Origin of the sequence: Butyrivibrio sp. FCS014, from assembly GCF_000526935.1 — a bacterium.
Classification (GTDB): Bacteria; Bacillota; Clostridia; order Lachnospirales; family Lachnospiraceae; genus Butyrivibrio.
Genome location: NZ_JAHA01000016.1, coordinates 1 through 15,915, shown reverse-complemented (window position 1 = coordinate 15,915; position 15,915 = coordinate 1). Strand labels below are relative to the sequence as shown.

The following is a 15,915-nucleotide window of genomic DNA, read 5'->3' as shown; positions in this document are numbered from 1 at the left end:
TTCACGGTAAAGCCCACCAGAGTCTTGACTCCCATAGGCAGCTTTTTTTCCATGAATTGGAGAATCTTCTTGCCGTAGCCGTTGCCACGAAATACCGGCGAGATCATGTAGCTCACCTCTCCGATGTGATTGGTGATGTCCACTCTCACGTGCCCCAGCTTAACGTCGTCCTCCATGAGGATCAGCATAAGGCAGTGGTCCTCGTTAAGGAGCTTGCCCTGAAGCCACTTCAGGTGGGTCTCAAGATCGATCTCTGCCTTGGTAAAAGAGTTCTCTCTTGTAGTTGGGTCGTTGCGCCAGGCCAGAAGGTCCTTTGCATCTTCAATTGTAGCTTTTCTTAAATAAATGCTCATATTGATGTCTCCGGATTACTTATCAAGATTTTCGGTCTTGCGGTGAATGGAGGGATCCTCGTATTTATCCAGGAAATCCAGTCCCAGGTATACAATCTCTTTTTGCAAAATAGGTGTTCTCCATCTGGGTGATGACGGAAATCACCTTGTCCACCTTAAAGCCTTTCAATGTCTCCCCAGAAACCTCCATGGGGAACTTGTCCCGAATCACTGCGGTATCCGGGAAAGCCTTCCCATAGTCCAGAAGGTCCCTTGGATGGGGCTTTATAATGACCCGTAGTCACTCTTGTACATGTCTATGATGTCGCCAAAGAGCTTTTTCCTTACGTCATCTTCGCAAAGGGGCTCTGTAAGGATCATCACGTTGGGCCTTGGATCCGTGCCGTCTCCCAGAATTCTTCCTTTATCCTCTCAGGATCCTCAAGGAATATAATTGGTAAGGAATCTCATGATCCTCCGGTGTCAGTTTGTCATTCAGCTCAGCTCTTGGCCTCCTCAACCACATTCGGGGGAAGGCTGTGGTTGGCGCTGGATGTCGTTGACCTCGTAGTCCAGGCAGTACCTGCTGTAGCCACTCTCGATAAAGAATAAGTCCTAGGGCTTGCCATGGCACGCTTTAAAGGCCAGGCTCCTTTGTTGGCATTCCGGGCCTGATCGTCAGCTTGCCAGAGTTAAGACCATCCCTCTACGGCATGATATGGGATCTTCTTATAATTAAGATAATATCCGATAGGATCCGAATCGCAGAATACATACACATCTTTGTAAGTCGGAAAGATCTGTAGGATGTGAGGTTCCTGAAGCTTTCCGAGAAGTTTTGGTGTATTTGATGCGCTGCAGCAGGTTCAGCAGGATATTGCCCCTGTCCCTGTGGTAGCTCATGACTTCCTCCGAAGTCACATCTTCCTTCTCATCAAACATGTAGATCCGGTCGAAAACTCCGGTTTTCTCTAGCCTCTTTGGAAGCTTCCCGAAATCGTTGGACATGGTGCTGAGCATGATGTCAGCCTTGCCATCACTGTCGTGTCTTTTCACCAGCTCTTTTTACCACGGCGATATATGCGTGATAGAAGGTGTGACATATGTAAATTCTTCCATTATTTCTTTTATCCATCATATGAACAATTATATTCTAATTGGGCAAAATAAAAAAGACGGCAGGTGCGATGCCGTCTTTGGGTTTATCAGATTTATCCTACAGTTCGTACACAAATATAGTGTAGGGACTGCTCTCATCGGTGTATTTTGCCAACAAGATTAAGGCCAATCTCCGAAGCGTTGCTGATGCCAAACCTGGAGAAGATATACTTGCAGTCAAGGCTCCTAAGCTCATCCATGTTGGCGATAAGGCGCTTGTCCTCCGGGTCCATGACGCGAAGAGGTGCATAAGTGTTCTCGTCGTTGGCAGAGATAAGGTTAACTCTGGCGCCCCAGCCCATGTAGTAATCTGCAAGGGAGGGTGATCCAGGGAAAGCAGGCTCTATGACCTTCTGCCATTTATCCTTGTACTCCTGGGCATACATTCCAAGGTATCCGTCCACCGAGGCAATGCCGTTGTAGTTGAGGACTGCCGGGTGGAAGCCGTAGGAGGCAGCCCACTCGCCGTTATAAGCCAATTTCGTCCTTGATATCCTCAAACAGATCAGCCGAATAGAACTCGTTGTAATTAACAGTGCTGGTCTCCTTGTGCTTGATGATCTTATAGGCCTGGTTATAACAGGTGTAATAGAAATCGTTGTAAACCTGAGGCACGAACATCACAACAAGAACCGCCAGTACTGCAATAACATTGGCAAGGAGCCGCATTTTCTTTTTCCCAAGTCCGTACATGCGAACGCATACAAGTAGCAATTCTGCGTACCACAGGAAAGTGTTGAAATAAGCCGGTCCTGGCAAACTCAAAGCCTGTAAGGGGCGGAACCAGCATCTCGAAAAGATGTCTGAAGGGAGCAAACTGGTAAAGGCCGAAGATAAGAACGTTGAAGATTATCCACAGCATCACAAGATTTATGGGATCGGTAAGTATCCTCTTTGCCTTGCCGTCTCTTATGTATCTTGCATTTATAAGGACAAGTGCCGCCAGCACCACTCCAAGAACAATATAGGTATGTGAATCCTCCGAGTGGAAGGATGCGTTCACGAATTCATCAAAGGCGGTCTTCATGGCCTGTCCGAAGGTGAGATCGCCGTGGTCCATGGTGGTCCTTATGGTCACGGTATCGCTTCCCAGCATGGCCCCGAAGAGTCTGTATTCAAACAGCACATATCCCAGTGAGAGAACCACGATGGAGACAAAGGTGCTCACAGGAAACTTCTTGTCTTTTACCCACAGGATTATCACTGCCACAACCATGTAGCACAGGATAAAGAATCCGTGATAGGAGAAATAGGAAACAAAAGGATAACAGAAAACCGCAAGATACCAGGGCAGCTGCTCCTTAAAGGTGTTGGCATAATATAGTTTCCTAAGGAAGAAGATTATAAGGGGCACCGAGGTGAAGGCAATCCCGTAGGTAGGGAATACCGGGATAAGGCCGTAAGCCGTGGCGATTACAATGACCAGCGGTTTGTAGTTATTGTAGCGCTCCTTATAAATGTCTTTTGCCAGAAGATTGAAAGAGAAAATTCCGATGGCAATCTTGGCTGCATAGCCCGCAAGATAAGCGCAGTAGCTGGGCAGCAGGATGTAGAACATGTTGTACAGATTAAATTCCGACCCGAACAGGTCCCTGCTTACTCCGTGAAGAATTGGGGCATCAACTCCATGGGCAAACCACAGATTCCATTTCTTGAGCATCTCGTAGTGTCCCATGAAGAGATCCAGGTTGTCGTGGATCTGAAAATAGCTGTCTCCACGAAATACAAGGAACACTGCCGCTTGTATAAGAAGCAGTGTTCCTGTTAAATACATGTACCAGTTTTTCTTGATGTTATGATTCATAATCCTCACCAACAGTGAATTTAGGCACCCATTTGCCGTTTACTTTCTCAAAGAGGTCCTTGTTGACGTATCTGTCCACAACTTCCCAGAACTCTTCTTTGGTAATGGACAGGTATTTGCAGGCCTTCTCGATATACTGCTCGCCGCAGAGGCCGTCGTACTCTTTGACATACCACTTGCCGCTTTCACGATCGAACCTGCCCTCTCTGATGTCGTAGCAGATCTCGTCTGTCGCATATCCGAAGCCGAACTTTAAGTACTTGATCATCTGGTTGGGTATCTGAAGGTCGCAGTCAAGAGCGGTGTATCTTCTGTATCTTCCAAGGTCATGAAGGTCGTCGGTTCTGCCGGTAAGTCCTCTTGCAACGGCAAAGTCAGCGTTGTGGACCTGAGACCACTCTTTTACATAGTACTGAAGGAAGATGGCCTTGATACCCTGAGCCTGCATCTCCTCAACGGTAGGGATCTTATACAGGAAAAGATCCTTCTCTGTAATGTTGTTGGACAGATCAACGAAGCTGTCAACGCTGGCGCCTCTTATGGTCTCCAGCTGCATTACAGAAAACGCATTGCCGCTTGCCTCCTGGTTCTTGGCTGCGCCAAGGGTAAGGGCTGCGTTCTCTCCCTGAATGATCAGGGGGATATTGAACTTAACTGCCATGATGTAGGATGATGCCCACAGGCAGTACTCGGAAGCAGCGATGATGTTGCCTCTCTCGAAGAAGGACTTCCTTGCCAGCTTCTTGGCAACTATGGGATTGGGTCTGATGGAAATGATATCAAAGCCCAGATTGTTCAGGTTCTCGATGTTCTTGCGGCCGATCTCTGTGATCTCGTCGGGCATGCAGTTGATAAGAAGGGGATTAAGTCCCAGCTTCTCCTTGGCATAAACCGCCTGGAAGGTAGAATCCTTGCCGCCGGAAACGCCGATTATACAGTCATAGATATTGCCGCGCTTTTTGGCTTCCTCTTTGGCCTCATCAGCAAAAGCCTTAAGCTCAGCCTCTCTCTGTGCCCAGTCGATGGTCGCCTTGGACTCCTCGTAGCGGCAGGCAAAGCAAACCTGCTCATCATCAAACACGATGCCGGGTCTTGTGTCAGGCTGAAGGCATCTCTTGCAATATCTCATCTTCATATTTTTAAATCCTCCTGAAAAAATCGGAATAATACATTCGTTTTAGTATACTCCCCTGCCCTGCTTAACTGCAAGTAAGTCATCGGGGACGGTTCTACTGACCCCCTTTTAGAAGGTGTCTGTCTGGTTGAGCCAGCGGTGATCGTAGAACAGCCAGCTCTTGTAGGGCAGAACCCTGATTCCCACCTGATCCGCGGAGCGCAGGAAGTACAGGAAATACAGTATGCAGAATATCACAACGGCTGCTGTTACCCACTGTTTCTTTTTCTCATCCTTGATGCTGCAGATTATATTGGGCAAAAGAAGTATCTGCGCCGTGGTCAGATAGTAAGCAAACCGGGTCACCAGAGGGAGCCAATAGCAGCTAAGGTATAGAGCCACTGCCATCAGATTCATGTTAAAGTACATGCGGTTGTCGATCCTATCCTTTATGGCATCCTTATAACAGATGACGCAAAGGGCGATTACAAAGACGCAGCCCAGTATTGGTGCGGCATTCTCCAGGATGGTGTGGGTCTCTTCAAGATAAACGGTGTTGGCATAGGAAGGATAAAGCTTCACTGCTATTGTCATTATCTGATTGTGCAATAGTCCCGCCACCAGTGACAATATAGCAAGGGGTATCAGCCCCCATCTCTTCCAGGGAATCCTTGCGATAAAGTACATGGGGATGACCACCAGCACACTTTTGTGGAAGGTAGCTGCAAACAATATCAGGAAAAAGAACTTGATAAGCCCCTGGGGTTTAAGGTCAACGAGATACCTTAAAGCAAAAGTTGCTATAGCCAGAGCAAAGTAATACCTGACGGTGTTAAAGCTTCTGAAGTAGAAGCCCATGGTCATGAACACGAAGAAGGCAATTGCGAAGCTGTCGCTCTGGTCCTTTAGTACCTTCAGGAAGATTGCCACTATGGCAGCTCCGAAAACCGCAAACATCAGCAGATAGTCTTCCTTGCCGGAGAGGGTATAGAGGATTCGGACCACCAGATTATATCCGGGTTCCGTCACAACATAGCCCCTCTGGAAAATCTCATGACAGGTCACAACATAGGTGCCGTAGTCATTTCCAACTTCGTGGCGAAGAGCTGCAAGAAGCGTAAGAATAATGAACACAGAAACAAGGCACAGGGCGTTTAGCGCCTTCTGCCTTGTGGTATATCCCATAAGAATGCCGCCTTTTTCTGCAGTATTTACCGGGACGCTGTCATATTCACTTGTCTTCACCCTGCATGCCAGAAGAATGGTAATGGCAGCGATCAGCGAATACAGTATCATTTACTCCATCACTCCCACAACATTGATGCCCTGCTTCTCCAGGGTATAAACCACCTTATCCATGGCTTCCGTCATATCCCTGCCGGGGCGGAGCTTAAGGATAACTCCGTCGGCGGCTCTCATTTTGTCAAACTCATCCAGGTCGTATCTGAACTGATCAGAAGACAGCTCAATATAGTTGCCGTCGTATCTGAGAAGATGGGACCTGTTGGTGTTGTATTCGTCGGTATCTCTTTTCCCGAGGTAGGGGATCTGAGGATATCTGATGCGCCAGTCACGCTCGGTGTAGATCGCATCATCAAAGATGCCGTACATAAGCACAGCAAAAAGACTCACAAGAAGACCTATGAGTCCACCAAGGAAAGCGGCATTGGACTCTCTCGTGTAAGCATCGTAAACCTCGATCTCTGCATCAGTCCATAAATCAATTGACTTCAGCATATCGATGATATCAGCAAAGGCAGGCAGAGCCACCTTGTAAGCATCGGAAATTCTCTGCACCAGTTCCTTATCCGTTCCTGTTACCACAACAGTAAGAATCCTGTAATCCCCAAGAATCTCCCCGGTAACACTGTCCAAAATCTCCTGCTTGGTCAGTGAAGAATCCGTCTCCAGAGCCTTGTTCACAATAGGATCGTCCCTCAGAATTCCATCCCAAGTGTATGCGTTATAATAATCAACGCCGTTAGGAAACTCCTCCAGATTGAAAGTCATATAATAGTCGTTCCGGATGCGATACACAGTATTGCCGCTCTTCACATTACTGTAGAGCACATATATACCAAATCCCGCAACTGCACCCACAACCGTGGCCACAATCACGATCCAGAACCTGCGTAGAAACTGCCTCCACAGACGTCTCAAATCTATTTCCCTTGTGTCAAAACTGCTTTTTGACATACTGCTCCTCCCAGCCGTACTGCTCTTCTAAATTACTATATGCCATTTTACCATGATTCGTTTTTTAAGCACAGTTAAACCGAGATATAGGACGGCGTAAATTTACTGTAGGATTCGAAAGGGTAGATTGCCCCTGTGATCAGTTCAGATGTTCAAACCTTACTCATTATAGCGCCTGGTTGGAGGACAGTTCAAGGCTGTCATTCTAATCCTTGGTCTGTAGTCAAGCAGATCAAGGATAGGTGTGCGCTCTGGCGCACTTTATTCAAAGGCAGAGGCGTCAGCCTCTGGCTTCCTTTTAGAACAGTTTCCAGATGTAGTTATGCATTCCGATGCTCATCCACTTCTTCAGCTCTGAACTAAGCTCTACCTGTATGCTATCGACATACTTTCCCCACGCCGGATGGGAATACTGTTTTTCTCTTACATGCGCTACTACAGTCTCTACTTCTTCTGCCCCAGCAGCCTTAGGCATTACTGTCTTCTGGTAACGCACAAGTTCCAGCATATCCCTTTTGTTCCATGTATAGGCACTGAGTCTTGCCATCTTATCAGCGCCTTTTCGACTCCAGCCCATTGGAGTCATGCTCATTCTTTTTGACAGGACATGACTGACATGACCTTCAGTACTACATCCAGGAATCCTCCTGTATCTAAGCCTTGTCTTGGCTGCAGACCAGTTATCAAGTATATAATCAGCGCCTTCTTGCACACGTTTCATTTCCTTGTCGTTTGAGGCATGATATTCAAGCATATCTACCACAGACAGGAAATCTTCCTTACTTCCATCCTTGATCATTTCACAGAGAAGCTTTCTGGCATCATCAGCACTATCCATCAAATGGTTTGTCATCTTTATCAGGTATTTTTTGAGGTGGAACTCGTCCATCACATATGTGATGCCACTTATCCTTTTTCCCCCAGCCTTAATCCAGGCTCCACCATCTGCTCCTAGGTATATCCTCTTTATGCTGCTTATGTCATAGTTGTTGTCAATATATGTGTAGACTTCATCCCAGAGTTCACTGTTTGCTTTGCCTTCATAAGAACCACAGAAGAAATGGGCATTAACAAGGTGATGTCTTGTACTCTTGGGAGCATCCTTTTCAATGCCCTCATGAACATAGATAAGCTTGTTTATCATTCCATTGAGTTTTCTTCCATACTGGTTGACCTGGAGATCCCCCTTTTCCTTCTGGAACTGAAGCGACACATGATCTTCATCAGCCTCTATATACAGATACTCAACCTTGCGTTTTCTGCCTCTTCTTTTCTGTTCCTTGGGGAACTCGAGAGCATGTATCTTATCCTTTACAGTCTCTTTGCTGACCTCATCAAGGATGCTTGCTGCTTGTCCACCTTTACGATAAGAGGTCTGAACGCTCTCTGATAAGAGCTGTGCTATGGCATCTTCTGACATCCTTTCATGAGGGTCAAATGAAAGCATGTCATCCAGTAGATATCTGCGTTCTCCAGTCACCTTGTTCTTAAACAGTGTCTTGGAAAACATAACCTTTCCAATTGAGGTGATAAGAGACTTCTCGTCAGTCCTTACCACTTCCCATCTTTCCTTTCTCACAGGACTGTCTTTTAATATCTGGTTGCAGGTTGTAAGGGTTTCAGAAATGTAATCCAACGCCATCTGAAGCGCTTCATTCCTGACCTTGTATATGAAACCTGCAAAGTCTCTCGGATCCTCTGAAAAATCTTTTGATGCCTTCTGAAGATTTGGTACTCCATTCTCAATAAAATGCTGTATACTATTTAACACAAGGGGACTCCTCCGTTTGGTTATTTTGGCTTGGACACCGTAAATAACTATATCACGAAGGAAATCCCCTTTTTCAATTAATCCTACAAAAACTTTACGCTAGCGAGATATAGCCACTGTGTAATCCGCGGGTGGGTCCGGCAAAGTGTATGTCCGCCACTCGCAGGCCGTTGATATCGGCCGGCACTCGCGGCTGTCCTTTAGCCGCGTAGTACCGCTGCCAGATATCATCGAGCGCAAGCGTGCCAAGATGGCGGACATACACGTAGCCGCCCCACCCGCGGATGACCTTTTATTTCAGCATGCGCTTGATGTAGGCTCCGGTGTAGGACTTCTTGCACTTGGCCACTTCCTCGGGAGTTCCGGCCACCACTACGGTACCGCCCTTGGAGCCGCCCTCCGGGCCCATGTCGATGATATAATCTCCGGTCTTGATAACGTCCAGATTGTGCTCAATAACTACTACGGTGTTGCCCTGGTCAACCAGTGAATGCATGATGGTAACCAGTTTCTGCACATCCGCAAAGTGAAGTCCGGTTGTGGGTTCATCCAGAATGTAAACGGTACGTCCGGTACCGACCTTTGAAAGCTCGGTAGCCAGCTTGATACGCTGCGCCTCACCGCCGGAGAGCTCTGTACTGGGCTGACCCAGTTTCACATAGCCTAGGCCCACATCGTAGAGAGTCTGTATCTTGCGCTTGATGGTCTTAACGTTCTCAAAGAACTTCAGCGCCTCTTCCACAGTCATATCAAGGACATCGTAAATGCTCTTGCCCTTATACTTGACTTCCAGTGTCTCGTGATTGTAACGCATACCGTGGCAGACTTCGCAGGGCACATAAACATCGGGCAGGAAGTGCATCTCGATCTTGATGATTCCGTCACCGCCGCAGGCTTCACAGCGTCCGCCCTTAACGTTAAAGGAGAATCTGCCCTTCTTGTAGCCTCTGGCCTTGGCATCGGGGGTTCCCGCAAACAGGTCTCTTATCATGTCAAACACACCGGTGTAAGTCGCAGGGTTTGAACGGGGTGTTCTTCCAATCGGTGACTGGTCAATGGCGATTACCTTATCCACCTGGTCAAGTCCCTCAATTCCCTTGTGCTTGCCGGGGATGCATCTTGCCCTGTTGAGATCTCTTGCCAGATGCTTGTAAAGTATCTCGTTGACAAAAGAGCTCTTTCCGGAGCCGGACACACCTGTGACAATGGTCATAACTCCGATAGGCACATCAATATCTATATTCTTGAGGTTGTTTTCCTGAGCTCCCAGGATCTTAAGCCATCCCTTGGGCTGCCTTCTTGTGGCAGGTACCGGTATCTTGAGCTTGCCGGAAAGGTACTGCCCTGTCACAGACTCTTTTACCTTCATGATGTCTTCTGCGGTTCCGCAGGCCACGATCTTGCCGCCGTGGGATCCGGCGCCGGGGCCGACATCAACGATATAGTCCGCAGCCCTCATGGTATCCTCGTCGTGCTCAACCACGATAAGAGTATTACCGAGGTCTCTTAAGTTCTTCAGTGTATTGAGAAGCTTGTCGTTGTCCCTCTGATGCAGGCCGATACTGGGCTCATCAAGGATATAGCACACTCCGCAAAGGCCTGAACCGATCTGGGTTGCAAGCCTGATTCGCTGAGCCTCGCCGCCCGACAGAGTTCCGGTGGCACGGGAAAGAGACAGATAATCCAGTCCCACATCCACAAGGAATCCCACCCTTGCACGGATCTCCTTAAGGACCTGAGCACCGATAAGCTCCTGCTGCTCAGTGAGCTTTAAGTTCTCCAGATAGGTCTGGAGCTCATCTATGGACATTGAGGTGATCTCATATATATTCTTATTGTCTACGGTAACAGCCAGTGATTCCTTCTTAAGCCTCTGTCCGCCGCAAAGAGCACAGGGAGTGATCCTCATGTACTCCTCATACTCGGCCTTGGCTGTCTCCGAGAAGGTCTCACGGTAGCGCTGCTCAACGTTCTTGATAAGACCGTCAAATTTGATGGGGTAGTCACCCTCACCGCGCTGTCCCTTATAATGCACATTTACTGTTCTGTCAGCGCCGTGGATAAGAACATCCTGTACCTTCTGAGGCAGTTCCTCAAAGGGTGTATCCAGGCTGAATTTATACTCTTTAGCAAGGGCTCTTAAAACAGCATTACTGAAGCTCGAGTCCTTGTTGGCTGACTGCCAGCCCATAACCACGATACAACCGTCATTTATGGAAAGGCTCCTGTCAGGGATCATAAGCTCATCGTCAAACTCCATCTTGTAGCCAAGACCCAGACAATCCGGGCAGGCTCCGAAGGGGTTATTGAAGGAGAAGCTTCTGGGCTCGATCTCAGGGATACTTATTCCGCAATCGGGGCAGGCGAAGTTCTGGGAAAAACTCAGCTCTTTTCCATCGACAACGTCAACAAGGAGCAGGCCATCAGCCAGCTGAAGGGCATTCTCTATGGAATCCGTAAGTCTTCTCCTGAGGTTCTCGTTGTCGTCGCGAACTACGATTCTGTCTACGATGATCTCGATGCTGTGCTTGATGTTCTTGTCCAGCTTGATCTCCTCTTCGGTGATCTCGTACTGGCTTCCGTCAATCCTGGCCCTCACATAGCCTGCGCGCTTAGCTCTGTCCAGGGTTTTCTGATGCTCACCCTTTTTGCCGCGGACAACAGGCGCAAGAATCTGCAGCTTGGTGCCGTCGCCAAGAGCCATGATCTGATCGCACATCTCGTCAACGGTCTGTCTTCTGATCTCCCTGCCGCAGTTGGGGCAATGAGGAATACCGATCCTGGCATAAAGAAGCCTGAAGTGGTCATAGATCTCCGTCACGGTTCCCACTGTGGACCTGGGGTTTTTGTTGGTGAACTTCTGATCTATGGAGATCGTTGGGGAAAGTCCCTCAATGGCCTCCACATTGGGCTTGTCCATCTGTCCCAGGAACATTCTTGCATAGGAGGAAAGAGATTCCATATACCTTCTCTGTCCCTCTGCAAAAATGGTATCGAAAGCAAGGGAAGATTTGCCGGAGCCGGACAGACCGGTAAATACGGTAAGTGTCTCCCTGGGAATCTTCACCTTAACATTCTTGAGGTTGTGTTCGTTGGCACCTCGCACCCTGATATAGTCATGTATATCAGAAGGAAGTATCCTCTTTGTGGTGGTGTTCTTCTTGGTCATTCTGCTGTTATCAGCCATTCTCATTCTCCTTTGGGCAAAAGAAATATCACCCATCCCGCCATTTTTATTTACCGGAGGTCAAATCATTGTATATCTTCTTAAGGTCTATCAACTGGTCACGAAGCATGGCGGCATTCTCGAAATCCAGCTCCGCAGCAGCTCTTTTCATCTTCTTCTGAACCTGGCCGATGAGTTTCTCAAGTTCTTCTGCACTCATGGACTCAGGATCCTTCTCAAACTTGACTTCTTCCTTGGCGATGGCCTTGGTCACCGCAATAAGATCTCTTACAGCCTTCTTGATGGTCTGAGGAGTTATGCCGTGCTCCTCGTTGTACTTCTCCTGAATGCTGCGACGACGTTTGGTCTCATCGATGGCTTTTTTCATGGAATCCGTCATATTGTCGGCATACATTATAACACGGCCTTCAGCATTTCGTGCGGCTCTTCCGATGGTCTGGATAAGGGATGTCTCGGAACGAAGGAAGCCCTCCTTGTCCGCATCGATAATGGCCACCAGAGAGATCTCGGGAATGTCCAGACCCTCTCTTAGAAGGTTGATACCAACCAGCACGTCAAACACATCTAGTCTCATATCCCTGATGATCTCTGACCTCTCCAGAGTATCAATATCCGAGTGAAGGTACTTGACTCTGATGCCGGACTCAGCCAGATACTGGGTCAGATCCTCTGCCATCCTCTTGGTAAGGGTGGTGACAAGAACCTTGTTCTTCTTGTCCACTTCCTTGCGGATCTCAGCAATGAGGTCATCGATCTGTCCCTCAACCGGCCTTACGTCCACTTCCGGATCCAAAAGGCCTGTCGGCCTTATAACCTGCTCTGTTCTTAAAAGTTCATGCTCCTCCTCGTACTTGCCGGGAGTTGCGGAACAGAACAGCATCTGATCTATGTGATTCTCAAACTCCTCAAAGTTAAGGGGCCTGTTGTCCAGGGCGGAAGGCAGTCTGAACCCGTAGTCAACAAGGGTCAGCTTTCTGTTCCTGTCGCCGTGGTACATGGCGCCTATCTGAGGGATGGTCATATGGGACTCGTCTACTATAATAAGGAAATCCCTGTCAAAGAAGTCCAAAAGAGTCAGCGGCGGCTCACCGGGCTTTGAAAAGTTCAGGTGTCTTGAGTAATTCTCAATTCCTGAGCAGAAGCCGGTCTCTCTCATCATCTCAACATCAAAGTTGGTACGCTCGGATATCCTCTGGGCCTCTATAAGCCTGTCCTCTCCCTTGAAGAACTTGATCTGCTCCTCCAGCTCTTTTTCTATATTGTCGCAGGCAAGATTTATCTTCTCCTGTGGAACAACATAGTGGGAGGCCGGGTATATCATTACATGGGTAAGCTCAGATTTAACCTTGGCTGTAACAGGCTCTATCTGGGTTATCCTGTCTATCTCATCTCCGAAGAATTCCACCCTTATGAGGTAGTCATCTGCGTTGGCAGGGAATACCTCCACAGTGTCTCCACGAACCCTGAAGTTACATCTGCCAAGCTCCATATCGTTTCTGTCGTACTGGATAGCCACCAGCTCTTTTATCAGCTGATCCCTGTCCTTCTCCATGCCGGGACGAAGGGATATGGACATTCCCTTGAATTCGTCCGGGCTGCCCAGACCGTAGATGCAGGAAACCGAAGCCACAACAATGACATCATTGCGCTCCGCCAAAGAGGCTGTGGCTGAAAGCCGGAGTTTATCTATCTCATCGTTTTATGGACGAATCCTTGGCGATGTAGGTATCAGTCTGGGGTACATAGGCCTCTGGCTGATAGTAATCGTAATATGACACAAAGTATTCCACGGCGTTTTCAGGAAAGAACTCCTTCATCTCTCCGTAGAGCTGACCTGCCAGAGTTTTGTTGTGGCTGATGATCAGGGTGGGCTTATTGAGGGCCTGAAATTACATTGGCCATGGTAAAGGTCTTACCTGAGCCGGTAACACCCAGCAGAGTCTCAAACTGGTTTCCCGCTTTGAAGCCCTCCACGAGGTCCTGTATTGCCTTGGGCTGATCGCCTGTAGGTTTGTATTCTGAGTGAAGTTTGAAATCCATAGATATAAAACTCCCTAAAAGCTAGATTACTACGTTACAAAAACTCTTTCTCTTAAAACAGATTGTATATTTTTCCTACCATATTATGACATGCTGCTGCCAGAGATTTAGCATCAATATCAATTGTCGGATCAGGATTCGGAGAATGGATATACACTACGTCTTGAGCCTTTTTTGCTTTTTCATATGGCAGTATTTCGCCACCATGTGCAGCCTCATTTCGCAGATCTTTTATCTTGTTTATTTCCTTAAATATTTCGCGCACCAGGACTTTATCCAGCCCCAAAGCGTCTAAATAATACGCCAGTTCAGCAGCTTTTAGGATCAACACTGCCATTTTTCCTTAACAGATTAATATACAGATTTGAAATCGTACCAAGTTCCAGGCTCTCTTTTGGTTCTTTTCCCCGTCCGGTAATATACGCTGCTTTAGAGCTACCGATATAGCCCCTTAATTCATCATCTAAATTGTCCCCACTGATCGAATCGCATTTTGGTTTTAATACCATCTGGCGATAGGGGGCATAAAAGATAGTATTTACAAGCAGTTCCAATGCCGTGTAATACTCTAACGCTATACAACTGTAATCCATCTGAGGAATATCATCCCTGACAATATATCGCTGATACAGGAATTCGCCGGTTGCAATACCGGATATGGATTTTTTGACTTTCTCCAAAACCTGCAGTGAATCATCTCTCATGTAGGTATTGACCTTTATCTCAACCTTTTTCATTTGGTCATCATATTGCTTGATCAGATCATTAAATAAATCCCTATATCGAGGCTCAGGTCTGACAAACAGTTCAATACTTTTTCTTATTTTTTGATACACCGTTTCTACCATGTTCAAAAAATAATCATCGCTTCCCAAGCCACAGGAAATATTCAGTAAAACTACTCTTGAAATCCAGATTGATCACTTCATCATATGATTCAATATTCTCCAACGCTGCATCTAAAGTCATCAGCATTTCATTCTTAAGATTAGAATAGGCTTTTTCTCTACCATATTCATATTTTCAAAGCTGTACCGAGAGAAGATGCTGCTTGCTTTACCGTAGGATCGATTATTAAATATTAAACTTTGGATTCTATCTCTATATACTCTAAACGGGTACGCTCCATCATGTCCTTCTATGGAATCTGCAAGCATATAGAGTGTTCTTAGATAGATTCCCAGAAGATAGTATTTCACCGTACAACTTATTTCCTCATATCTTGAGTCTTCGTTGTTTCTATATTCATTCATGAACTGTGCAACACCATCCGGATAACTCCAGCCAAGAATCTGTTGAACAGCCGCATATACATCTGTGTCATATTCCGAATTAATTGACTTCCCTTCATTTAGACGGTTTTCTGCAACAGAAGCCAGCACTTCATCAACGAACAGATCAAAGCCAGCATCACTTTTGCCGTACAATGCAACATCATTGATATGGTCTATGCCGACAATAAGCCTCGCTTCGTCTCTGTCATCCTTTCCAACCCTGCTTGCAAAGTAACTAAGAATTATAAAAAGGAATTGCAGGAATTACCGTTCTTTCAGAACCCAGACTATCTTAATATATTATCCAGGGGTTTGACAAATACCCTCGCAATAATCATCTTCGTCCAATTGTAATCACTCAGATTGGAACGGCTTTTCTTTCCAATATAAATTCACTTTGCAGATATGAGATTTTCCAGCAATAAAGTTCTGCAGTATCCTTATCATCTCCTTCGCCCATACGGTAATTATTCATGAATCACAAAGATACTCTCAGGCGAAATATACTCACAGCAAGATATTTCCAGCATACTTCCTGTCTGCACAGCACTATCAACACCAACAAGGTATTCATTCAAATCACTGCCTTTATATCTTTCGTGAAGCAGATCATTCACTAAATCTGCATATTCGAAAGTGGTCCTTTTTATATCCTCTTTTCTTTCGGGGGGTTTCTATTATATTCCAATAGGCACAGGAAAGTTTGGCCCATTGTCACCATCACGATGTCCTCAATGGTTTTTACTTCTTCAACTTCAGTTTTCTTGTATTTAGGAACAGAGAAATGCTCGTATTTCATCAAATCCATTTCCGAAGAAATGCGATATCTTTCATACTTTGTGTATCTGACAATACGCTCAAGCAATTGATTACTTTCCATGCAATCAAGGATCTTAACATAACTATCAAGCTGCGCTATATCTATACCGGGGACTTTTTCATGAATCAAATCTATGGACCAATAGAATTTCTCTATTAAAACAAAATCCTTAATAATCTGGATTTCATTTTCCCTACGCATCAGTTCAATTTTGATAAA

The 15,915-nt window shown here is 46.5% G+C and carries 13 protein-coding genes and 2 pseudogenes; all 15 read right to left on the bottom strand.

Annotation, left to right across the window (positions count from 1 at the left end; all coding sequences use genetic code 11):
* A partial coding sequence (locus T456_RS0112845; RefSeq protein WP_155838103.1) for a GNAT family N-acetyltransferase occupies positions 1–353 on the bottom strand: 353 nt, incomplete at its 3' end.
* A 714-nt stretch (positions 354–1,067) separates the two neighbouring features.
* Positions 1,068–1,388 (bottom strand): hypothetical protein, encoded by a 321-nt coding sequence (locus tag T456_RS0112830; RefSeq protein WP_024866462.1) that lies wholly within the window; start codon positions 1,386–1,388, stop codon positions 1,068–1,070.
* Positions 1,389–1,585: 197 nt separating this feature from the next.
* Complete coding sequence (locus T456_RS23465; RefSeq protein ID WP_024866461.1) at positions 1,586–1,969, bottom strand: DUF6044 family protein; 384 nt, start codon at positions 1,967–1,969, stop codon at positions 1,586–1,588.
* Positions 1,959–2,249, bottom strand: a complete 291-nt coding sequence (locus T456_RS23460; RefSeq protein ID WP_278246938.1) for a DUF6044 family protein — start codon at positions 2,247–2,249, stop codon at positions 1,959–1,961. Before T456_RS23460 ends, T456_RS23465 begins: the two co-directional genes overlap by 11 nt.
* An 88-nt stretch (positions 2,250–2,337) precedes the next feature.
* Positions 2,338–3,264: pseudogene (locus T456_RS23455) on the bottom strand (DUF6044 family protein); the annotation flags it as partial.
* A 19-nt stretch (positions 3,265–3,283) separates the two neighbouring features.
* Positions 3,284–4,429, bottom strand: a complete 1,146-nt coding sequence (locus tag T456_RS0112810; RefSeq protein WP_081749007.1) for an N-acetyl sugar amidotransferase — start codon at positions 4,427–4,429, stop codon at positions 3,284–3,286.
* Positions 4,430–4,537: 108 nt separating this feature from the next.
* On the bottom strand, positions 4,538–5,704 hold the full coding sequence (locus T456_RS0112805) for an EpsG family protein (RefSeq protein ID WP_024865410.1): 1,167 nt from the start codon (positions 5,702–5,704) through the stop codon (positions 4,538–4,540).
* Entirely contained in the window at positions 5,705–6,604 is a 900-nt protein-coding gene (locus T456_RS0112800; RefSeq protein WP_024865409.1) for a hypothetical protein, read from the bottom strand.
* Positions 6,605–6,902: 298 nt separating this feature from the next.
* On the bottom strand, positions 6,903–8,375 hold the full coding sequence (locus T456_RS0112795) for an ISLre2 family transposase (protein ID WP_024864352.1): 1,473 nt from the start codon (positions 8,373–8,375) through the stop codon (positions 6,903–6,905).
* A 292-nt stretch (positions 8,376–8,667) separates the two neighbouring features.
* Entirely contained in the window at positions 8,668–11,544 is a 2,877-nt protein-coding gene (uvrA, locus tag T456_RS0112790; RefSeq protein ID WP_051464997.1) for an excinuclease ABC subunit UvrA, read from the bottom strand.
* 64 nt (positions 11,545–11,608) lie between these two features.
* A pseudogene (uvrB, locus tag T456_RS20125) lies at positions 11,609–13,602 on the bottom strand (excinuclease ABC subunit UvrB).
* A 52-nt stretch (positions 13,603–13,654) separates the two neighbouring features.
* On the bottom strand, positions 13,655–13,939 hold the full coding sequence (locus T456_RS0112780) for a hypothetical protein (protein ID WP_155838101.1): 285 nt from the start codon (positions 13,937–13,939) through the stop codon (positions 13,655–13,657).
* The gene (locus tag T456_RS0112775) at positions 13,911–14,339 is read right to left on the bottom strand and encodes a hypothetical protein (protein ID WP_207640367.1); all 429 of its coding nucleotides are present in this window, start codon (positions 14,337–14,339) and stop codon (positions 13,911–13,913) included. Before T456_RS0112775 ends, T456_RS0112780 begins: the two co-directional genes overlap by 29 nt.
* Positions 14,340–14,570: 231 nt before the next feature.
* Complete coding sequence (locus T456_RS0112765; RefSeq protein ID WP_024866457.1) at positions 14,571–15,029, bottom strand: hypothetical protein; 459 nt, start codon at positions 15,027–15,029, stop codon at positions 14,571–14,573.
* 493 nt (positions 15,030–15,522) lie between these two features.
* Positions 15,523–15,915 (bottom strand): hypothetical protein (locus tag T456_RS22840; protein ID WP_035802127.1); only part of this gene is annotated, 393 nt, incomplete at its 5' end.

Coding starts and splice junctions, on each gene's coding strand:
- T456_RS0112775 (WP_207640367.1), bottom strand. CDS start 14,339: ATGAAAAAGGTTGAGATAAAGGTCAATACCTACATGAGAGATGATTCA.
- T456_RS0112780 (WP_155838101.1), bottom strand. CDS start 13,939: ATGGCAGTGTTGATCCTAAAAGCTGCTGAACTGGCGTATTATTTAGAC.
- T456_RS0112805 (WP_024865410.1), bottom strand. CDS start 5,704: ATGATACTGTATTCGCTGATCGCTGCCATTACCATTCTTCTGGCATGC.
- T456_RS0112810 (WP_081749007.1), bottom strand. CDS start 4,429: ATGAAGATGAGATATTGCAAGAGATGCCTTCAGCCTGACACAAGACCC.
- uvrA (WP_051464997.1), bottom strand. CDS start 11,544: ATGACCAAGAAGAACACCACCACAAAGAGGATACTTCCTTCTGATATA.
- T456_RS0112800 (WP_024865409.1), bottom strand. CDS start 6,604: ATGTCAAAAAGCAGTTTTGACACAAGGGAAATAGATTTGAGACGTCTG.